Source organism: Acinetobacter sp. KAM396 (assembly GCF_021602765.1).
GTDB lineage: Bacteria > Pseudomonadota > Gammaproteobacteria > Pseudomonadales > Moraxellaceae > Acinetobacter > Acinetobacter towneri_A.
This window is the reverse complement of the sequence record NZ_BPPH01000024.1, coordinates 13,638-35,155: the sequence shown is the minus strand read 5'-3', so window position 1 is coordinate 35,155 and position 21,518 is coordinate 13,638. Positions and strand designations below refer to the sequence as shown.

Below are 21,518 nucleotides of genomic sequence, written 5' to 3'. Positions count from 1 at the left end.
CACCTGATCCCTTCCCGAACTCAGAAGTGAAACCTCTTCGCGCTGATGGTAGTGTGGGGTTACCCATGTGAGAGTAAGTCATCGCCAGCTCATTATTCGAACACCCTCAACAAGCGTTGAGGGTGTTTTTTTATGCAAAAATATTAAGTGAAAAAGAAAGAAAATATAAAAATGAAGCCTCAATAAAACCATCTGTGGATGGTTTTAACTCAACTCGAATTGGCTACTTTATTAAGCTGACAAGTCAACATTAAAGTGCATCTTTTAATTTTTTTTGGTGCTGTTTGACTTGTTTCGCATAGCGTTTACCTTGTTTTTTCATTTTTCTATTATTATTGTAGCCTGTAGGCCCTACATTGTAATAGGCTAAAGCTTTAGGCCATTTACCAGACTGATTTTTATAATGATTTAAAATATACGTACCACAGTTGATATTGGTATGTTCGTGGAATAAATCGCCAGGACAAGTCTGCTGCCAATAACGTGGAATAATTTGTGTAAACCCAACTGCGCCTGAAGGTGAAACAGCATAGCCATGATAGTTAGATTCTTGTCTAATAACTGCAGCAACAAGCAGAGGGTCAACATTATGTTGTTCGGCACTTTGTACAATGATTGGTGCTACACGATTTGCTGTATCAGGATGCACAGCGTAGGCCTTTTGAATCCCTGTAGAAAGTTTAGCTGAGCGTTTTGCAAGAGAACCACCTCCTAGTGGAGAGCAAGCTGCTAGCGTTAAAACAGTACAACCAATACTGAATATTTTAATAGATGGATATTTTCTAAAGGCATTAAAAATCATATTAAAACTATGTCTATTCATTCTAGCGTATGTGCATATATGCTGATTTTGATGCGAGCGCTTGACTCAGTCAAGTTATCTGAAGATTTGAATTGTATACTGGTGGCATAATTCAGCGATATAATTTTGTTTTTATAGGGCGATTGGATAAACCAATGATATCGGATATAACCTTGGATTTTAATAATGTGTCAAATTGATGACAAGTTTTTTATTTATATAAACTTTTGGAAAAGAAGAAATAAACTGCAATTCTAAGATTAATTAAGAGTACGTACAATATCTGCTTTTCAGTACCTAGAAATTGCGGATTGCATAGGGAGAAAGTGTGCTAGACGTCTTAGTACAATTATGTGGTGGTATTGGTCTATTTTTGATTGGTATGACCATGATGACAGACAGTCTGAAAGAAATGGCAGGCGAAACGCTGCGTGTCTGGTTGTCTAAATTTACAGGCTCACCCATCAAAGCTGTGCTTTCAGGCATTGGTTTAACCTTAATTGTACAGTCTTCTACAGCAACGACTTTAGCCACGATCGGTTTTGTAAGTGCAGGGATTCTTACTTTTGCCCAAGCAATTGGTGTCATTATTGGTGCGAATATTGGCACAACCAGTACGGGTTGGATGGTGGCATTTTTAGGTGTTAAATTTTCCATTACCAGTTTTGCATTACCTTTGCTGGGTTTGGGTGCAATGCTCAAATTATTTAGTCAGGGGCGAGTTGCACTATTTGGAATGACACTGGCAGGTTTTAGCCTGATTTTTCTTGGTATTGATATGTTGCAAGTTGCTATGTCAGGTTTTGCAGAACGTGTCGATTTATCCGTATTTTCAAGTCGATCTCTGATTGCGCAACTCAGTTTGGTTTTGGTCGGTATTATCATGACTATTCTGTTGCAATCTTCAAGTGCTGCAATTACCGCGACCTTAGCAGCATTGGCAAGTGGTGCGATTGATTTGCAACAAGCCTTAGGTTTAGTGATTGGACAGAATGTTGGTACGGTAGCAACAGCAATTATTGCTGCGATTGGTTCAACTGCGAATGCCAAACGTACTTCTGCAGTTCATGTGTTTTTTAATATCATTTCAGCCATTTTTGCTTTTATTATTTTAAAACCGCTATTTCTTGAATTGACTCAGAATCAACGTCTTATGGCAACCTGGGACAATGTGGTGATTGTTGCTGCATTCCATACAGCATTCAGTATTTGCGGTACTTTGATTATTTTGCCATTTATCCGTCAGTTTGAAAAACTGATTATTAAAATCATCCCAGATCAAACTCAATCGGTTTTATGTTATCTCGATCAAGCAAGTTTATCTGTGCCAGCCTTGGCTATTCATGCTGCTTCAAAAGTGATTTACCATAGTTTGTATGACGTTTTAGTGATGCTGAAACTGGCTATCCAAGAGGGAAGATTGCCATCAAAAGTACGTTTATTGCAGCTCGATGAAGTACTCATTCAAGTCCAACGTTATTTGGAAGAAATGTCAATTTCAGAAAATGAGGCCGATCAACAGCGTTTAATGGCGATGCTTCGTTTGATGGTTTATTTACGTGTTTTACGAAGTGATTTGGAAAATATTACGTTGGCTAAGGAGATACGCACCCAACCCGCAATTTACCAAGTTGGTTTAGATTTTGTGCAAATTCTCGATGAACATTTAAAAGAAGTGGATGATTTTGATGTGTATAAACACGTACTAAGTCTACATACTGAACTGTCTAATTTGAAAAAATGGACAGAAGATCAACGTGCCGAAAACCGTGAAAAAGTGTTGCAGTATACTGCTGTGAATCAACTCAATGCTGCGACAGGTTTAGAATTGTTAGCAGCGCAGCGTTGGTTGGATCGCGTGATTGCGCATGCACAGCGCTTAGCCAACGTGTTGGTCGAGAATTCACGTAAATCAAGTTAATTATTTTGGGCTTTTGTTTTGAAGGTTGCTTTAAAATCCAAGAAATAGCCTAAGTAAATTCACTTTTAATCTTAATCAAGTGTATAATTTTGGCATCGTTTTTTTCAATATTTTTTTACATGACACCAGCAACTAAACTTTTAAAAGCCAAGAAAATTCAATTTTCTACACATGAATATGAACATGATCATAATGCTAAAAGTTTTGGTTTGGAAGCTGCAGAAAAGCTAGGCTTAGATGTCAAAGAAGTATTTAAAACGTTATTGATCCATGATGATAAACATTTCTTTGTCGCGATATTACCTGTCCATCACCAATTAAATCTAAAAAAAGTTGCGGCTGCTTTTCTGTGTAAAAAAGTACACATGGCTGATCCTAAAGATGCTGAACGTTTGACAGGTTATTTGGTGGGAGGCATAAGTCCAATCGGGCAGAAGAAACAACTGAAAACGGTGATTGATAGATCCGCTCAACAGCTTACAACTATGTATGTGAGTGGAGGGAAGCGTGGATTGGATATTGGTTTAGCGCCAAGCGATTTGGCAAAAGTTTTAAATGCCAGTTTTGTCGATATCGTAGATGTATAATAAATTGAAATTATATTGTGGGGAGCCAAAGAAAGCATAAAGATACTTATTTTGTTCCGCACCTGGCAGTTAACAACTAAAAAATTTAATCTGATCTCTAAGCAATAAATAAGCTCGTCCAGCGTATCCAGCTCTACTCATTGCGATTGTAGATGCTGAATCCAGCAAACAAGCGCATCGTGTTAGAAGCCGCTAAGCGTGTAATTCGTTGACACAAAAAAGAACTTACTGTGCTTGCTTATAAATGAATCTAATAAAATTAACTTTTGTTGTTGCTGTATATTGATTTGCCCTAACTCACGCAAATTTAAAATACAATATATCAGATGAGAAAATTAAAAAAATTACAATAGATATAGTTGAATAATATTTATAATAATATATTATAAAAAAATATATTGTTTGAGTGTTAAACATGCATGATTATCTGCTGGCATTAATCGGTGGTGGATTACTTGGTCTTGCCGTCGTGGGTTACTTATATGTTCATGGTCGTATCGCAGGCATTAGTGGTTTATTGGCACAAGTATTAAATCCGCACACGCTATTCAAAACGCCTGCATTGTGGTTTGTGTTAGGTATTTTCATTGTGCCTTTTTTCTACGGCATTGTGGCTCTACCTAAAGTTGAATTGAATGCAAGCCCATTGATGATGATTGTGGCAGGATTATTGGTGGGTTTCGGTACTCGTTTAGGCTCGGGTTGTACAAGTGGTCATGGTATATGTGGCATGAGTCGTTTATCTAAGCGCTCAATTGCAGCAACAGGTACCTTTATGTTAGCTGGCTTTATTACCGTTTATGTTATCCGACACATCACAGGTGCATTTTAAATGAAAAATTTCTTAGCCTTTATTTTTGGTGGTATTTTTTCAGTTGGATTGATTCTTTCTGGTATGTCGAATCCTGAAAAAGTTCTAAACTTTCTCGATCTTTTCGGTACATGGGATGCAAGTCTGGCGTTTGTAATGGTGGGTGCAATTGCGGTTGCATTTATTCCATTTCAACGAGTTATACGTAAAGCTGAACCAAAAACCATTCTAAATGAACCAATTGATTTGCCTAAACAAACTCAAATTGATTCTAAATTGATCACTGGTAGTTTTATTTTTGGTATCGGTTGGGGGATTGCAGGAATTTGTCCTGCGCCAAGTCTGACCTTGATTGGTTTAGGTTATTATCAAGCAATCTATTTTATTGTTGCGATGTTGGTGGGGATTCTCATTCATCGTAAGGTTGCAGGAGCATAAGATGCACGCAGACATTCAGCATTTTTTTGATGAAAATACCAATACATTCAGTTATGTGGTGAGTGATCCTGTGACACGCCAATGTGCCATCATTGACAGCGTGTTGGATTATGATCCTGCATCTGCGACAACTACAACTGCTCATGCGGATGAAATCATTGCTTACATCCATAATTATAAATTAACGGTTGAATGGATTTTAGAAACGCATGTGCATGCCGACCACCTGACAGCTTCTCAATATTTAAAAGAGCAGTTGGGTGGTAAAATTGCCATGAGCCATAAAATCTCGATTGTGCAAGAAACATTTAGTGCCATCTATAACTTGGATATTAAATATTTCAATTCACATCAATCGTTTGATTATCTGTTTGCAGATCATGAAGCTTTTACAATTGGTGAATTACAAGCCTATAACATCCCTACACCAGGACATACGCCTGCTTGTTTAAGCTATGTGATCGGTGATGCTGTATTTGTAGGTGATACCTTGTTTATGCCTGATTTTGGTACGGCACGTTGTGATTTCCCGAAAGGCAGTGCAGGGCAATTGTTTGATTCTGTGCAAACATTATATGAGTTGCCTGAAGAAACGCGTGTGTTTTTATGCCATGACTATTTACCAGAATCACGTGAACAATATGAACATGAAACACTGCTCAAAACTCAAAAAGAGCAGAATATTCACATTCATACAGGGGTAAGCAAAGCTGAATTCATTGAGATGCGAACCCAGCGTGATGCCACTTTAACGATGCCTAAATTGATTTTGCCATCTATTCAAATCAATATGGATGCAGGTAAGTTTCCACAACCTGAGGCCAACGGCATTCGTTATTTGAAGTTGCCTTTGAATTACTTTAAATAAAATTTTAAGAAAAGCTCATCTTGTTATACTATTGCTTTGACTTATACAAATAGCCTAAGCAATATTATAGGTTTATCTATAAAAAGCACATATAAAATTTGATTTATAAACTCAAAACTCATTAAATAGATCAATCATTTGTATTCAAGTTTAGAGTTTATTTTATGTTGTTAAATTATCAAATCACGCAAAATCAGCCTGAATCTACGTTGCCACCTTTGGTTTTTATTCATGGTTTATTTGGTAGTTTGAGTAATTTAGGCATGCTTGCACGTGCATTTCAAGAACAGCGTACCGTAATTCAATTAGATGTACGCAATCATGGTAAGTCTGTACACCGTGATGACATGAATTATGCAGTAATGGCACACGATGTTTTAGAAACGCTGAACAGCTTGAATATCGAAAAGTTTTCTGTAGTTGGGCATTCAATGGGGGGCAAGGTTGCAATGACTTTAGCACCTCTAGCAGCAGAGCGTTTACAACAATTGGTTTTATTGGACATTTGTCCTTTTGCTTATCCTGAAAACCGTCACGATCAAATTTTTACCGCTTTGTTTGCTGTGCAGGATGCACAAGTTGAAGGCCGCCAAGCGGCGATGGAAATTATGCGTGAGCATCTTCATGAAGAAATGGTCGTGCAATTTTTAATGAAGTCATTTAGCAAAGGGCAATGGCTATTTAACTTAAATGCGTTACATGAACATTATGCAGAAATTTTGTCATGGCAGACTGTGCATAGTGATGTCGATACTTTATTTATTCGTGGTGGTAATTCGCCTTATATTGAGAAGCCTGAGCATTATGCTGCCATTCAAGCACAGTTCCCGCATGCGAAAGTTGAAACTGTCGCGCATGCAGGGCATTGGTTACATGCTGAAAAAACCGCAGAAGTATTGGCATTAATGACGGAGTTTCTAGATTAATCTTGTCGCGCAGTTTGTAGTACTCAATGATCTAAAATGATCCCGATTTTTTTAATCAATTTTTAAGCCAATACTACATTTGGAGTATTGATTTTTATTCGTACTGATCTGCATAGATTAATGGTTTAGCTTTTATCTTTAGCAATAAAAAAGAGCTGATGTTGAATCATCAGCTCTTCATTTTAAACATGAGCAAACTTAAATTGCTTATGCTTTTTCTTCTTCATTGCCAGCAAGTTGCTTCAGCAAATGCTTTTCAAGATAGTGAATATCCATCACTTGTTTGCAGAAGTTTTTATCTTGCAGAATCAAGTCTTTGTGCAAAGGAATATTGGTTTTAATTCCTGTTAAGATGGTTTCATCCAAGGCTTGACGCATGCGCGCAATACTGGTTTCACGATCTTTACCATGCACAATCAGTTTAGCAATCATTGAGTCGTAATACGGCGGAATGCTATAACCTTGGTAGATGTGTGAATCTACACGAACACCTGCACCACCTGGGGCATAGAAGTGTTCAATTTTACCCGGTGAAGGTAAGAAAGTGATTGGGTCTTCTGCGTTAATACGACATTCGATTGCGTGACCACGAATTTCAACCTGATCTTGCTCAATGTCTAAACCTAGACCTGCAGCAATACGCAATTGTTGTTCAATGATATCAATACCTGTCACCATTTCAGTTACAGGGTGCTCAACTTGAACACGTGTATTCATTTCAATAAAGAAGTATTCATCATCTTCAAATAAGAATTCGAAAGTACCTGCACCACGGTATTGCATTAACTTACATGCATTAACACACGCTTCTAAAATATCGGCACGCGCTTGCTCTGGTAAGTTAGGCGCTGGCGCTTCTTCAAGTACTTTTTGGTGACGGCGTTGTAAAGAACAGTCGCGGTCATATAGGTGAATTGCGTGACCGTTACCATCAGCCAATACTTGCACTTCTACGTGGCGTGGCTTTTGTAAGAAACGTTCCATATAGACCGTGTCATCACCAAACCACATTTCTGCATCACGTTGAGCCGCCTGAACCGATTCAAGCAAGGTGTCTACGCGTTCTACAATACGCATACCACGACCACCACCACCCGCCGCAGCTTTTACGATGAGCGGGAAACCAATTTCTTTGGCTTCAGCTAAAGCATTGTGTGGTGTAACGGCATGTGCTGAACCTGGTACAGTCGGTACGCCAGCTTTACGCATTGCAGTAATTGCAGAAACTTTGTTACCCATTAAGCGAATATGCTCAGGGCGTGGACCAATGAAAATGAAACCCGAACTTTCTACAATTTCAGCAAATTCGGCATTTTCAGCAAGGAAACCATAACCAGGGTGAATGGCATCTGCACCTGTAATTTCTGCTGCAGTAATAATTGCAGGAATATTTAGGTAACTTTCGCTGCTCGCACCCGGACCAATACATACAGCTTCATCACAAAAGCGTAAGTGCATCAGGTCTTTATCGGCATCTGAGTAGATACCCACGGTTTTGATCCCTAAAGTTTTGCAAGCTCGGGTGATGCGCAGGGCAATCTCACCACGGTTTGCAATTAAAACTTTTTGCAACATTGTGAATCCCCGAGGTCTTAAGCGCGGTAACGGAAGAGTGGTTGACCAAATTGAATCACTTCGCCATTTTTAACTAGAATTTCTTCAATCACCCCACTTTGAGTTGCTTCAATTGGGTTCATGATTTTCATTGCTTCGATAATACCAAGCGTTTCACCAGCAGAAACAGTTTGACCCACTTTAATGAATGGTGCTTCACCTGGGCTTGGTGCTGCATAGAACACGCCAACCATTGGAGAAGTTTCAACTGCACCACGTGGTGAAGATTTAGGTGCAGATGGTACTTCTGCAGAAGGTGTAGGCATTGCAGGAACTGCTGCCGCCACTACTGGATTTCGACGAGTTAATGCAATCGACTGATCGCCTTCTTTAACTTCAATCGCTTGTAAGTCAGATTCAATCATCAAATCGATGAGTTTCTTGATTTTACGAATATCCATGGACAGTATCCCTAGTTTAAGATTGTGTAGTAGATTGAATTTTTTCAAGAACAAAGTCGAGTGCTACGGCATAGCCTTTTGCACCTAAACCGCAAATTACACCAACGGCTTTGTCTGATAAATATGAATGATGTCTAAACGCCTCACGTGCATGCACATTCGACAAATGGACTTCAATAAATGGAATAGCGACCCCTAACAAAGCGTCACGTACCGCAACAGAGGTATGTGTCAATGCAGCAGGGTTAATAATGATATATTGTGTGCCATCTAACGCGGCTTGATGAATTCGGTCTACAATTGCGCCTTCCCAATTACTTTGGAAAGTATCTATAGAAATTGATGCTTTTTGTGCTTGAGAAATGAGCTGTTGATTTATATCCTCAAGAGTGAGGTAACCATAAACTTCGGGTTCACGCTTTCCTAGCAAATTTAGATTCGGTCCATGAATAACCAAAATGGTCGAACTCATTCCGCTTGCTCCAATAAATAATTGCAATAATACTTTGCAAGATGTCTGCAAAGTTTGCTAATTATGGCATAAAATTCCACATTTTTTTTGTAATTTGTTTAATTTGACGTAGAAAGCGTGTGCCAAAATGAGGCTCTATAATGAAAACTTTGCAGGGAATTCGCAATGTTAAAAAATTACATTTTTAGTTTTTTTTGCTAATATTTATATTCTAAAACAACTGACCAAATCTATTCATTTGTTTTCTGTAACGACTGAGCAAGCGACTAACTTAAGAAGGTTTGATTCGGAATGCCAAAGCCAGAAAACTATCAACATCAATTTCACATTTCTTTATAGCATGATATTTCATTGTCGTTTATAAAAAATACTTTCTCCATTTTTTCAGTTCATGCAAAGTTGATGACCACATAAACCGCAGTAGATCAGTTGATATGTTTTATAATCATCGTTCAAGCGGAAATGGATTCGATAGAAAGCTTATAGCAACAACAAGATATTTTAAAAATCTGACTTTATTTAAATAAAACATAAGTTTAAGTTGAATATTTTGATTGATGTATTTATCTATATTTTAGGCTGTCATGGGTACTTGCGCTGTGTATTAGATTTTGAGTGTGGCGCAGTTGGTTTTATAAACGCTTCAATTAAGTTGTAAGTTGATCACAAGACCTAGCATTAGCACGATCTGCACGGATATCTACCTCATTTAAAAATATGAAGTGGAATTGAACAAAAAAGGTGATGAAAGTTTCAGCTATTTTTTCTAGCCAATGTTCTTCTGCTCAATAGCCCGCAGCATTTACATCATGGATAAAATTTTAGAACGCATTGACCTTTTATTTCAAAAAACCTCTTAAAAATATCGTTATTGTAAAGTTGAACCCTATGTTCGGTATTGGCAAAAGTTATGTGATCTTGTTCTGAAACTCGCCTGAATTGCTATTAACGCTCGCAAAAGCTTAGTCAGTCTGTTGTTTCTCGGCTGTATCTTGGGTAGATGTGTTTTGATTCAATATCAATTGACTCCGTTTCAGATGCGTTTTAATCGCCATCAACGGCGTGTGCAGTTCATGCGCCGCAAAGAGTGCGGTATATTTCATGTTGTTTCACCATCACGCAGATTACAACCTGAAGGAAATACTTTATATAATGGTATATTGTATTTTTGTATATTAATTGGGTAACTTTGCTCAAACTCAGTAAAACTGTATTTATAGCATTATCAATTCATCTAAATCACTTTATAATGTTGTCGCATATTCTGGAGTCGCTGTTATTACCGCTGCGCTAACTTCAAACCTTATTTTTTAAGTCTAATTCTCCTCCTTGATTCGGCTTATAAATCAATATTCTAATTTTTTGTGTCTGAGTAGGCACAGACAATAGGTGCCTACATGGAAATTAAAGTCAATTATTTAGACAACTTGCGTCTTGAAGCTAAATTTGACGATTTTACTGTCATTGCCGATCAGCCCATCCGTTATAAGGGTGATGGCTCTGCACCAGGTCCATTTGATTATTTCCTGGCGTCATCAGCATTGTGTGCTGCATATTTCGTGAAGGTTTATTGCCAATCACGTGATATTCCAACCGACAATATCCGTTTATCACAAAACAATATTGTCGATCCTGAAAACCGCTATAAGCAGATTTTTAAAATTCAGGTGGAATTACCTGCAGATATTTCTGAAAAAGACCGTCAGGGGATTTTACGTTCTATTGACCGTTGTACCGTAAAAAAGGTCGTGCAAACAGGCCCTGAATTTGTGATTGAGCAAGTCGAAAGTATTGATGCTGATGCGCAAGCTTTGCTGATGCCAAACTTGACTTCATCTCATGCGACTTTTATTGAGGGTAAAGATTTACCGCTTGAAGAAACCATTGCCAATATGTCGGGTATTTTGGCAGGTTTGGGCATGAAAATTGAGATTGCCTCATGGCGTAATATCGTACCAAATGTCTGGTCATTGCATATTCGTGATGCGCAATCACCAATGTGTTTTACCAATGGTAAAGGTGCGACCAAAGAAAGTGCGTTGGCATCTGCTTTAGGTGAATTCATTGAGCGTTTGAACTGTAACTTCTTCTATAACGATCAGTTTTGGGGCGAAGAAATTGCCAATGCCGAGTTTGTGCATTATCCAAATGAAAAATGGTTTAAGCCTGGCCCAAATGGTGAATTGCCTAAAGAAATTTTAGATGAATATTGCCTAGAAATTTATGACCCTGAAGATGAATTGCTTGGTACACATCTATATGACACTAACTCAGGCAATACTGAGCGTGGTATTTGTTCATTGCCATTTGTACGTCAATCCGATGGTGAAACGGTATATTTTCCATCAAATTTAATTGAAAATTTATATTTAAGTAATGGGATGAGTGCAGGCAACACGCTTGCAGAAGCTCAAGTGCAGTGCCTGTCTGAAATTTTTGAGCGTGCAGTCAAGCGCGAAATTATTCAGGAAGAAATGAGCCTGCCTGATGTGCCACAAGAAGTATTGGCAAAATACCCAAGTATTGTTGCTGGCATTCAGGCGCTAGAAGAGCAAGGTTTCCCTGTATTAGTCAAAGATGCTTCATTGGGTGGTCAGTTCCCTGTCATGTGTGTGACCTTAATGAACCCACGTACAGGCGGTGTATTTACTTCGTTTGGTGCGCATCCTAATTTTAAAGTGGCTTTAGAACGTAGTTTGACTGAGTTATTGCAAGGGCGCAGTTTTGAAGGTCTGAATGACTTGCCACAACCAACGTTTAGCAGCAATGCAGTTACAGAGCCAAATAACTATGTTGAACATTTCATTGACTCAAGTGGTGTGGTGTCGTGGCGTTTCTTTAGTGCGCAGGCAGATTTTGAGTTTGTAGAGTGGGATTTCACCAACAATGGTCAATATAGCAATGTAGAAGAAGCCGAGGCTTTATTTACGATTCTGGAAGATTTGGGCAAAGAATCCTATATGGCGGTATATGAACACTTAGGTGCAACTGCTTGCCGAATTTTAGTGCCCGATTATTCAGAAGTGTATTTGGTGGAGGACTTGATTTGGGATAATACCAATAAAGCCTTGCTTTACCGTGAAGATATTTTGAATTTACACCGTTTGGATGACGCCCAACTTGAAGCTTTGGTTGAGCGCTTGGAAGAATGTGAGCTAGATGACTATACCGAAATTAAAACCTTAATTGGCATTGAATTTGATGACAATACCGTTTGGGGACAACTCACCATCCTTGAATTAAAATTGTTGATTTATTTGGCATTAGAACAGTTTGAAGAAGCTAAAGATTTAGTCGAAGCATTCTTACAATACAACACTAATACCGTAGAGCGTGGCTTGTTCTATCAGTGTATGAATGTTGTGCTTGAAGTTATTTTAGATGATGAAATGGATATTGCCGATTATGCAGTCAATTTCCGCCGTATGTTTGGCAATGAACGGATGGATGCAGTTATGGGTTCTGTTGAAGGCAACGTACGTTTCTATGGTCTCACCGAAACCAATATGCAGCTTGAGGGTTTAGATCGTCATTTACGTTTAATCGACAGCTACAAAAAACTACATAAAGCACGTGCTAAGTTTGTCGGACTAAATGAAGGTTGATATTGCTTAAATCAGATCATGCTCATCCAAATAATCATCACAAGAAGATGGTTGTTTGGATGAGCGGTTTTATAAATATCTTTTCTTTACGTAATTGAAGTATATAGAAGCGCAATTAAAGACGAATCAGATCACAACTAAAAAAGCACTAATCGCCAAGTGCCAATAAGCCTTCCCAGCTAAAATAATTAGGGCTTAAATGGCTGCGCTGCATTGCCCAGGTGCGGTCTTGTAATTTACATGCGCCAATAGCAAGTTTTTGCATACCATATTTATTTTTCACGGTATCTAATACTTGCTGTAATTGTTCCTGTTTTTCAATGACGTGCGTATCTGTAAGTAGGTCGGGAATATAGCCTTGCTTTGGCTCAAGTCCTGTTAAAATCACACCACATTTTTTAAAGACAATGCCTTCTTGAAATAGGGTAGAGATATGCTTCATGATGGCTTTGTTCATGATTAAGGCAGAATCTGTTGGTTCATTAAAGGCAATAGTCACCGATTGATTGTAAAAAGCTTGGCGCTGATCAAAACGACTGGATTGCGCAAAAACAATCATACAGGAACATAAACTTTTTTCTTTTCTAAGCCTCTGCACTGCAGATTGTAAATAATCGCTCAGTGCTTCCGAAAGTGCATGAATGTCGGTGACTCGTTGTCCAAAAGAACGTGAGCTGATGATTTGCTGTTTACTCGCTGTGGTTTGTTCTAGTTCAATACACGGCGTACCTGTTAGCTCCAATATGGTTTTTTTCATTAAAATTGAAAATTTACGTTCCATTTGCTCAGGATCACTGATCGCTAAATCAAATACAGAATGAATCTTTAAAGTATGCAGTTTTTTTGCAAGTTTTCGGCCCACGCCCCAGACTTCATCAACATCAATGAGTTGAAGTAAGGCTTCTTTGCTACATAAATCCATATCTATTAAATTGCACACGCCGTTGAAATAGCTATTTTTCTTGGCAATATGATTGGCCAGTTTTGCTTCCGTTTTACTATGACCGATACCCACACAGACAGGCAAAGCCAGCCATTTCCATAAAGTTGCTTTAATTTCTTGTGCCAATTCATTTAAATCGGTTTGAGAATACGAACTCAGTTCAATAAAGGTTTCATCAATTGAATAAATTTCAATGTCTTTGGCACTAACAAACTGTTGAATCGTATTATTAAAACGTCTGGACATTTCCGCATAGAGTGCATAGTTACTTGAAAAGACAGCAACATCATGTTGTTGAATCAATTCTTGAACTTGGTAAAAGGGCACAGCCATTTTAATGCCAAGTTGTTTGGCCTCTTCGGAACGTGATACCACGCAACCATCGTTATTGGAGAGCACCACCACAGGACGATGATTCAAATGTGGTTGAAACAACCGCTCACAGCTCACATAACAATTATTGATGTCAATCAGCGCAAAAATTTGCTTTAAAGGTTTCATGTATATTCTGCTTATTTGGCTTTTATTATGGTGTGCGGGTTTAAGCCATCAGGTTTTTTAAGTTCCAAGTCACCACGGCAAAGACTTCAAACGTTTGCCCATCTTTCAAATAAATACTGTCATAGTCAGGGCTTTCAGCTTTGAGCCAAGCATCAGGCAAAGTAGCAGGGTCGTAGTCTTCACCAAAATGTTCAGCCAATTCACTTTTGGACATTTTGGCTGTAATCATCAGGCGTTTAATAGTCAGGTCTTTTTGGTCGATTAATGCAACCACAATGCTGCGGTGTTTGGCTTCTTTGCTACGATCTACCAATACAATATCGCCGTATTCAAGCCCTGCGTTTACCATAGAGGTGGTGCGTACCACATTTAAAAAGGTCGCATTTTCATTGGAAATGAGATATTCATTCAAATCAATATTTTTATCAATATAGTCTTGAGCAGGTGAAGGAAAACCTGCAGGAATAGATTCAACAGCAACTGGAAGCGGTAAAACGGTACGTTTGCAAACAGGCTGAAACTCATATTCATTCAGCAATTCTATCTGTTCTAGAATGGCATTCAAGGTTTGGCTAGGCTTACCATCCATACCCATGATTTTTTGTAATGACGCCCAAGCACCATCAGAGAAGTAAATAGGTAACTTCTTAGACATGAGATTACTCCTACGCAACGAGGCGTGTTTGAAGTGAAATTTGATGTGTTGATAGCATAGCTGAAAATGTGATTAAGATTCAATCTACCTGTATGGTTGATTGTTAGATATAGATAAGGCTCTACGATTGCATAGCTATACAAACACAAGCCTTTCCATTAGGATTTTTCTATCGCAGCAGCATATTTAGAGATTGGCGTGCATATTGTTGAAGACATTTATTTAACGAATGAAGAAGTTGAATCTTTGCTGTTGGGATTAATCAATTCAGAACTTGAACCTGAGTTTTTAATGCAGGATTTCATGAAACATCAGGTCTGGTCTACCGTTAATTAAATAGCTCTGCATCCATCTAAAAATGATTGTTGGACGTGGATGACGGGGAATATACGACTACACAATGCTGATTAGGTTAAGGAATATTGCAAATGACCACAATCACACCTAATTTAGGTCATGGCATGGGCAGTGACTGGGAAAATAAAGATTGGGTTCATATTACAGTTCCAGAATTACACCACCTGCAACCTTATTATCCATGTTTGCAAGGGAGTGTTCAGATTCTGTGGTGTAGTCCACGCCCATTTTCTTCGGCAGTGTTGGTTGAAGTCATGCAGGCTTTAGCCAGTACAGGCCAAACAAATCTTCACCCCTATTTTATTAAGCGTAGCCATCGTTCATTTCGTCGTGCCCAAGATATTTTACAAGAGCATGCTGTTTTACAACATTTAGCCAGTAAAAATATTCCTGTTGCGACATTAATTAGCTCTAATTGCGGACAAACCGCTTTAGAAGTGGGCGATTGGACTTATGAGGTTTATGAAAAAGCAGCTGGCTTTGATTTATATATCGATCAGCAATCGTGGACGCCTTTTTTCTATACAGAACATGCCGCTAAAGTGGGGAGTTTGCTTGCGAAACTGCATATCGCCATGCAGGATTTTCCTGAGTTACACGGCAGATCGACTCGTTATTTGGTCTCGAATCAGCAGCTTTTAGAAAGTGAAAATATTGTAATGGCTATTCAGCAACGTATTGATAATAGCCCTGAATTGAGTCGTTATTTTGCCGATAAAAACTTAGATGCCGTTTTTTTAGAGCGCATATTTCAGACGCATCGTAAAATTAAGCATGTATTGCAGCAAGTGACTAAAATTTGGACGCATAATGATTTGCATGCTTCCAATTTGTTTTGGTCTACGCAAAGTGCCGATGCCAATATTACAGCGGTGATTGATTTTGGCTTATCGGATCGAAATTCAGCGCTATACGACCTTGCGATAACGATTGAGCGTAACTTTATAGATTGGCTGGCTTTAGAACATACGTCACAAATTAGTGTTGATGAAGCGGGTTTAAGCGCGTTTTTACAAGCGTATTTTGCAGAAATATACCCACAACAAGACTTTAGTATTTTGCCAGAACTGCTAAAAATTGTGCATTTGGATTTCGCATTTTCAGAACTTGAATATTTTGTCGGGATTACCCAAAACCTGAAACATGCCGATGCTGCTTATTATGATTGGATTGTTGGACATGTAAATTGGTTTTTTACAGAGCAAGGACAGCAATTTATCCAGACTTTTACTCGGTTCCTTCAACGCGAATTGTCATAATCTGCACAGCTAAATGCCTCAAGCATCACCACTTTTTTAATGCAAGATTTTATATGTACAATTGTAAATTCAAACAGAATATATTCACTGCGCCTTTAAAAATCTTCATTCTGTCATCGCTGTGTTGGGTACCTTGGGTTGATGCAGAAAATGGCATTCAATAACTTGATACGATTGTTATCACAGCCAATGAAACCACGCCGTATTTTAGTTCTACAGTAAAAACTGTAGGGTTTGGGTACAAATCGTTTACAAAAAAAAGCCTGCCTCTATTTCTGTTATTACTGCAGATATGGAATTGCCGATCAATTTAATTTATGGCTTGAGTGTACAACATAGCTCTGCTGCTGGAACAGGAGTACATTTAGAAATATTTCAACTGCCAATCATCACTATAACTGCTGAAAAGCAGGATGAACGTCATTCTTCATCTCAAGCGATTACACAGTTCAAGCACAATTGACTAGGTCTTAATTGAGAAGTGTCCGTTTTAATTGGGGGCTATTACACAACATCAATTCACTGACAACCTACGTGTTAATGCTAACTGAACCTTACTGGGTTTGTCGGATAGTCTCTCAGAATATTGACTCTCCGACAAACCCGGTACGGTTCAACTGGATTTACAACAGGCATTCAGCTAAATAAAACGTTAAATCTAAAAGACCCAAAATTTTTCTGGGTCTTTTTTTATGAGAATAGATAATATTTTAAACAACGGTCACTTCTTGCTGATAAATACAGGATTGCGCAATCTGTTTTTTTTTGGCTGCGGTCATTTCAATATTTTCCCATTTATCCATCTGCTGCAGGAGCCAGATAAAATCATCGACTTTCGGTTCGGCACTTTCCCCAACAAAATTCCGGATGATATTCTTGATCTTGTAAAAGTCATAGACATGCCGCTGGGCGGAACATTCAAACTGAATAATCTGATAGTCTACCAGCATGTCCCATACTTCTGATAAATCACTGCGCTGCTTTAAATCATCCTGCGCTTTTTGTACTGCCTTGACCACTGCCTCTACAGTAAATGGATGCTGTTCTGCCCATTCCTGGGTCATGGCCAAGACTTTATCGGCAACTTTTGGAATGACATTCTGGCTTGCCGCGACGATAAAACTATAGCCTTCAAGTTTGGCCTGAATATTCCAGGGTTCTCCCACGCAAAAGCCATCAAATACCTGTTCTGCGATTCCTTTTACCATGGAAGGCGGTGGAGAGGTCATCAGCTGGATATTCTTGGCCAGTTGTGGATCAGTCAGCGCCAGCCATTCTTTTAAGCAGTAATGGTGAATCGAATATTTATAGACATAGGCCAGATTGATGGGATGATCCTGTTGTAAAGCCAGTACCAGTTTCCTTGAGGTACTTTTTTCATCATCCCCTGGCTGGATGCCGAGTTCATAACACAGATCTTGGCGCAGGCTAATAAAGGCCTGATTCACGCTCAGTACTAGAGGGGTTTGCAAAGCCACCTGTAACTGGTCTGTGCCCAAGGCAGCAGCGGGCAGCATGGCAGACAAGCAATGTGCAGCATCCAGAAAGCCATAGGCCAGACGGTCACGCAAACTTGACCAGGAGGCTTCACGGATTAAATTGATGGTTAATCCTTGCTCAGCAAAATACCCCTGTTTTTCGGCCCAGAGAATGGCAACACAATCAAGTAAAGGAATATAGCCAATATTGAGTTCAGTTTTTTCTAATGTGGACATATGCTTTTCCTTATTGGCCCAATAACAGCTTCTGTGCATCAAGTAAGCGTCTGGCCATTTCACCAATGGTAATCCGGTGACTCATGGCATTTTTACGCAATAAAGCAAAAGCTTGCTCTTCCGTTAATGCATGCAGCTGGATGAGCAACGCTTTGGCTTTATCAATATCTTTACGATCAGTCAGCTTGTCCTGGGTTTCTTTTAAATCATCGAGCAGCTTTTTATGCTTACGAAACTGCTCAATGGAAATTTCCAGAATGCTTTCCAATTTGGTGGGATCAATACCATCGACAATATAGGCCGTGATTCCGGCATCAATCGCACTCTTGATGGTGTCTTTATTGGAGTTCTGGGTAAACAGCACGGTCGGGAGTTCATATTGGCTGACACAACTTTCAATAATATCCCGATGCGGATGATCCATATTCAACAGGATCACATCTGCATGAATGCCTTTGACATGTACCATATTCAGGTCATTCAGGATTAAGCAGGCCACCACCTGAAAATCATGTAAAAGCAGGGATTCCTGGATGAATTGGGCACGCTCCAGATCATCATCAATAAGAGCTATTCGTAATTTGGACATGGAATATTTTCAAGTAAGGCCTAAGGAATATTCAAGCACGAATAAAGCAAAAAACATGCCATTAATTTGGTGCATAAAAGTCCGCTGATGTATTCAATTTAGTGCACAACTTAAGGTGCAACAGCCGTCAAGTGCTCAAAATGAAGCATTTGGCTGGATGATTTGTCGTTAATTAGGCGTTTCTACTTTAATAGAAGTTGGCACGATTTATGCTTTTATTAAATCGTCAAAGATGACTTTCAATACTAACAACGGCCAACGATGTCCGTTCTGATCGTAATCGCACTCTCAAGGAGTGTGATTGAAGTTTCGTTCAGCACAGGATAAATGACATGGTCAGTTGTTCAGCAATACAAAACGCATCAGCGTTACAACCTTTCGTCCAGCAAGACAAGCAGCCAGGACGCGGTCTTTACAACATATTCAATCAGCAGACATATCAATGCCTAGACTTGATATGTGGCTTTTTATCATCTTTAAAAAAACAGTAATTGGAGTGCAGATATGAAAATTCTCATGATTGGGCATGGCATGGTGGGGCATAAATTCATCGAATCTGTACTTGAACAGGCCGGTGATGACGTCGAGTTGACCATTTTGGCGGAAGAGCCGCATTTGGCTTATGATCGGGTACATTTAACTGAATACTTTAGCGGCAAGACAGTTAAAGACCTCAGTCTTTGTCGTAGTGATTTTGCCGATGCCTATGGCATTGATTTGCGTCTTAATACCAAAGCAGTTGAAATTGATCAGCTCAATAAAACCGTCACCACCAGCCAGGGTGATGTGCTGAGTTTTGACAAGTTGATTCTTGCCACCGGCTCTTATGCCTTTGTACCGCCAATCCCGGGCAATGACCGTCAGAATTGTTTTGTTTACCGCACCATTGAAGATCTTGATGCCATTCGTGCAGCTAGCCTGAATGCAAAAACCGGCGTGGTGATTGGCGGCGGTTTATTGGGTCTGGAAGCAGCAAAAGCGCTGCGAGATCTGAATCTGGAAACCCATGTCGTAGAATTTGCTCCGCGTCTGATGGCGGTTCAGATTGATGATCTGGGCGGCCGGGTACTGCGCTCTAAAATTGAAGACCTGGGTGTCAAGGTGCATACTCAAAAGGCCACATCAAGCATTGAAGATGGTGACAGCGCCCAGCATGTAATGAAGTTCGGAGATGGGTCGGTACTTGAAACTGACATCATTCTGTTCTCGGCCGGTATTCGTCCGCGTGATGAACTGGCGCGCCAGAGTGGTCTGCTGATTGGTGAGCGTGGCGGCATCATCATTAATGATTATTGCCAGACCTCACATCCGGACATTTATGCCATTGGTGAATGTGCACTTTGGGACAATAAAATTTATGGTCTGGTTGCACCGGGCTATGACATGGCGCGTATCGCGGCGAAACATGTACTGGGCCAAGAGAGTCATGCATTCGCTGGCGCAGACATGAGCACCAAACTCAAACTGATGGGCGTGGATGTTGCTTCTATTGGTGACGCACATGCCATGTCCCCAGGTGCCTTGAGCTATTTCTATGCTGATGAAGCCGCGCAGGTTTATAAAAAAATCGTGGTGTCAGCAGATAAGACCAAGCTACTCGGTGCGGTGCTGGTGGGCTGTGCCAAAGAATATAGCGATCTTTTACAAATGATGCTGAATGGTCTGGCTGTACCGGAGCAACCGGAAAGCCTGATCATGCCGGGCTTTAATCAGTCAACTTCCAAATCGGGTGGCAGTGGTGTCGATTTATTGCCTGACAGTGCGACCATCTGTTCATGTAATAACGTTTCCAAGGCGGATATCTGTTCAGCCATTGATGGTGGTGCAACTTCATTGGGTGCACTGAAAAAATGCACACAGGCTGCAACGGCGTGCGGTGGCTGTGCACCACTGGTAACGCAGGTTCTCAAATCTGAATTACAGCGTCAGGGTGTCACGGTGAACAATCACCTGTGCGAACACTTTGCCTATTCACGTCAGGAACTGTATCACCTGGTACGCGTGCATGAAATCAAGACATTCTCTGACCTGATTCAGCAACATGGGCACGGCATGGGCTGTGATATCTGCAAACCGACTGTAGCCAATATTCTGGCATCTTGCTGGAATGATTTTGTGCTAAAACCAAGTCATGCCGGTTTGCAGGATAGCAACGACTACTACCTCGGCAATATCCAGAAAGATGGTTCTTATTCGATTGTGCCACGTGTGGCAGGCGGCGAGATTACTCCGGATGGCCTGATTACCATCGGTCAGATCGCCAAAGATTATGGTCTATATACCAAAATTACGGGCGGACAACGAATTGACATGTTTGGTGCACAGGTACATCAACTGCCTGAAATCTGGGAAAAACTGATCAATGCCGGTTTCGAGTCTGGACATGCCTACGGCAAATCCTTACGTACGGTGAAATCTTGCGTGGGCAGTACCTGGTGCCGTTTTGGAGTCGATGATTCTGTCGGCTTGGCGATTTTCCTGGAGAATCGTTATAAAGGCCTGCGTTCACCACATAAAACCAAAATGGCAGTATCCGGCTGTACCCGTGAATGTGCAGAAGCACAGAGCAAGGATGTCGGTGTCATTGCCACCGAAAAAGGCTGGAATCTATATGTATGCGGCAATGGCGGCATGAAACCGCGCCATGCTGAACTGCTCGCTTCGGATCTGGATACTTCCACCCTAATCAAATATATCGACCGCTTCTTTATGTTCTATATCCAGACGGCGGACCGTCTGCAGCGCACCAGCGTATGGCGTGACAATATGGAAGGCGGTCTGGACTATCTGAAAGATGTCATTGTGCATGATTCACTAGGCATTGCTGCTGAACTGGAAAACCGTATGCAGCATGTGATTGGCACTTATCAGGATGAATGGCGCACCGCGATTGAAGATCCTGAAGTACGCAAACGCTTTAAGACTTTTATTAATGCCAAAGCAGCCGAGCAGAATGACCCGCATATTCAGTTTGCACCTGTACGTGGCCAGATTCGTCCAAAGACAGAAGCTGAACGTGATTTAAACCGTATTCCAGTGGTTGAAGCCTAAATA

At 40.1% G+C, this 21,518-nt stretch carries 19 protein-coding genes and 1 rRNA gene; 11 read left to right on the top strand and 9 right to left on the bottom strand.

What is annotated here, in order from left to right; translation table 11 throughout:
• Positions 1–90, top strand: a 5S ribosomal RNA gene (gene rrf / locus L6C30_RS11110); the annotation flags it as partial.
• Between the two features lie 160 nt (positions 91–250).
• Here rrf and L6C30_RS11105 read toward each other — a convergent pair.
• On the bottom strand, positions 251–802 hold the full coding sequence (locus tag L6C30_RS11105; protein WP_230245636.1) for a lytic transglycosylase domain-containing protein: 552 nt from the start codon (positions 800–802) through the stop codon (positions 251–253).
• Positions 803–1,130: 328 nt separating this feature from the next.
• Between L6C30_RS11105 and L6C30_RS11100 the strand changes: the two genes are divergently transcribed.
• The 6 genes from L6C30_RS11100 to L6C30_RS11075 all read left to right on the top strand — a co-directional run bounded on the left by L6C30_RS11100 (position 1,131) and on the right by L6C30_RS11075 (position 6,353).
• Complete coding sequence (locus L6C30_RS11100; RefSeq protein ID WP_236163068.1) at positions 1,131–2,723, top strand: Na/Pi cotransporter family protein; 1,593 nt, start codon at positions 1,131–1,133, stop codon at positions 2,721–2,723.
• A gap of 119 nt (positions 2,724–2,842) precedes the next feature.
• On the top strand, positions 2,843–3,310 hold the full coding sequence (ybaK, locus tag L6C30_RS11095; RefSeq protein WP_019836982.1) for a Cys-tRNA(Pro) deacylase: 468 nt from the start codon (positions 2,843–2,845) through the stop codon (positions 3,308–3,310).
• A 415-nt stretch (positions 3,311–3,725) separates the two neighbouring features.
• The gene (locus tag L6C30_RS11090) at positions 3,726–4,142 is read left to right on the top strand and encodes a YeeE/YedE family protein (protein ID WP_019836983.1); all 417 of its coding nucleotides are present in this window, start codon (positions 3,726–3,728) and stop codon (positions 4,140–4,142) included.
• A complete protein-coding gene (locus L6C30_RS11085; RefSeq protein ID WP_230244812.1) occupies positions 4,143–4,559 on the top strand; it encodes a DUF6691 family protein in 417 nt (138 codons plus the stop codon).
• Position 4,560: 1 nt separating this feature from the next.
• Positions 4,561–5,427 (top strand): MBL fold metallo-hydrolase, encoded by an 867-nt coding sequence (locus L6C30_RS11080; protein ID WP_236163069.1) that lies wholly within the window; start codon positions 4,561–4,563, stop codon positions 5,425–5,427.
• Between the two features lie 164 nt (positions 5,428–5,591).
• Positions 5,592–6,353 carry an alpha/beta fold hydrolase gene (locus tag L6C30_RS11075; RefSeq protein ID WP_236163070.1) on the top strand — a complete coding sequence of 254 codons (762 nt, stop codon included), beginning with the start codon at positions 5,592–5,594 and terminating at the stop codon, positions 6,351–6,353.
• A 207-nt stretch (positions 6,354–6,560) separates the two neighbouring features.
• Here the strand turns inward: L6C30_RS11075 and accC are convergent, their stop codons facing one another.
• The 4 genes from accC to L6C30_RS11055 form a co-directional block, all read right to left on the bottom strand.
• Positions 6,561–7,928: an acetyl-CoA carboxylase biotin carboxylase subunit gene (gene accC, locus L6C30_RS11070; RefSeq protein WP_236095110.1), complete on the bottom strand. Its 1,368-nt coding sequence runs from the start codon at positions 7,926–7,928 to the stop codon at positions 6,561–6,563.
• Positions 7,929–7,945: 17 nt separating this feature from the next.
• On the bottom strand, positions 7,946–8,368 hold the full coding sequence (gene accB, locus L6C30_RS11065) for an acetyl-CoA carboxylase biotin carboxyl carrier protein (protein ID WP_070154208.1): 423 nt from the start codon (positions 8,366–8,368) through the stop codon (positions 7,946–7,948).
• Between the two features lie 16 nt (positions 8,369–8,384).
• Positions 8,385–8,840, bottom strand: a complete 456-nt coding sequence (aroQ, locus tag L6C30_RS11060; protein ID WP_236163071.1) for a type II 3-dehydroquinate dehydratase — start codon at positions 8,838–8,840, stop codon at positions 8,385–8,387.
• 962 nt (positions 8,841–9,802) lie between these two features.
• A complete protein-coding gene (locus L6C30_RS11055) occupies positions 9,803–9,943 on the bottom strand; it encodes a hypothetical protein (protein WP_236163072.1) in 141 nt (46 codons plus the stop codon).
• A 294-nt stretch (positions 9,944–10,237) separates the two neighbouring features.
• On the opposite strand from L6C30_RS11055, the gene L6C30_RS11050 reads away from it, so the two are divergent.
• Positions 10,238–12,445 carry an OsmC domain/YcaO domain-containing protein gene (locus tag L6C30_RS11050; RefSeq protein WP_236163073.1) on the top strand — a complete coding sequence of 736 codons (2,208 nt, stop codon included), beginning with the start codon at positions 10,238–10,240 and terminating at the stop codon, positions 12,443–12,445.
• Between the two features lie 148 nt (positions 12,446–12,593).
• Here L6C30_RS11050 and L6C30_RS11045 read toward each other — a convergent pair whose 3' ends face one another.
• Complete coding sequence (locus tag L6C30_RS11045) at positions 12,594–13,889, bottom strand: Y-family DNA polymerase (RefSeq protein ID WP_236163074.1); 1,296 nt, start codon at positions 13,887–13,889, stop codon at positions 12,594–12,596.
• Between the two features lie 40 nt (positions 13,890–13,929).
• Complete coding sequence (locus L6C30_RS11040) at positions 13,930–14,544, bottom strand: LexA family transcriptional regulator (RefSeq protein ID WP_236163075.1); 615 nt, start codon at positions 14,542–14,544, stop codon at positions 13,930–13,932.
• Between the two features lie 198 nt (positions 14,545–14,742).
• Between L6C30_RS11040 and L6C30_RS11035 the strand changes: the two genes are divergently transcribed.
• Entirely contained in the window at positions 14,743–14,880 is a 138-nt protein-coding gene (locus L6C30_RS11035; protein ID WP_179995613.1) for a hypothetical protein, read from the top strand.
• A gap of 92 nt (positions 14,881–14,972) precedes the next feature.
• Entirely contained in the window at positions 14,973–16,160 is a 1,188-nt protein-coding gene (locus L6C30_RS11030; protein ID WP_236163076.1) for a phosphotransferase enzyme family protein, read from the top strand.
• Positions 16,161–16,870: 710 nt separating this feature from the next.
• Here the strand turns inward: L6C30_RS11030 and L6C30_RS11025 are convergent.
• On the bottom strand, positions 16,871–17,875 hold the full coding sequence (locus tag L6C30_RS11025; RefSeq protein ID WP_236163077.1) for an ABC transporter substrate-binding protein: 1,005 nt from the start codon (positions 17,873–17,875) through the stop codon (positions 16,871–16,873).
• Between the two features lie 10 nt (positions 17,876–17,885).
• Positions 17,886–18,464, bottom strand: coding sequence for an ANTAR domain-containing response regulator (locus L6C30_RS11020; RefSeq protein WP_019836997.1), 579 nt, complete (start codon positions 18,462–18,464; stop codon positions 17,886–17,888).
• 504 nt (positions 18,465–18,968) lie between these two features.
• Between L6C30_RS11020 and nirB the strand changes: the two genes are divergently transcribed.
• Positions 18,969–21,515: a nitrite reductase large subunit NirB gene (gene nirB, locus L6C30_RS11015; RefSeq protein WP_236163078.1), complete on the top strand. Its 2,547-nt coding sequence runs from the start codon at positions 18,969–18,971 to the stop codon at positions 21,513–21,515.
• The last annotated feature ends 3 nt before the right edge of the window (positions 21,516–21,518 follow it).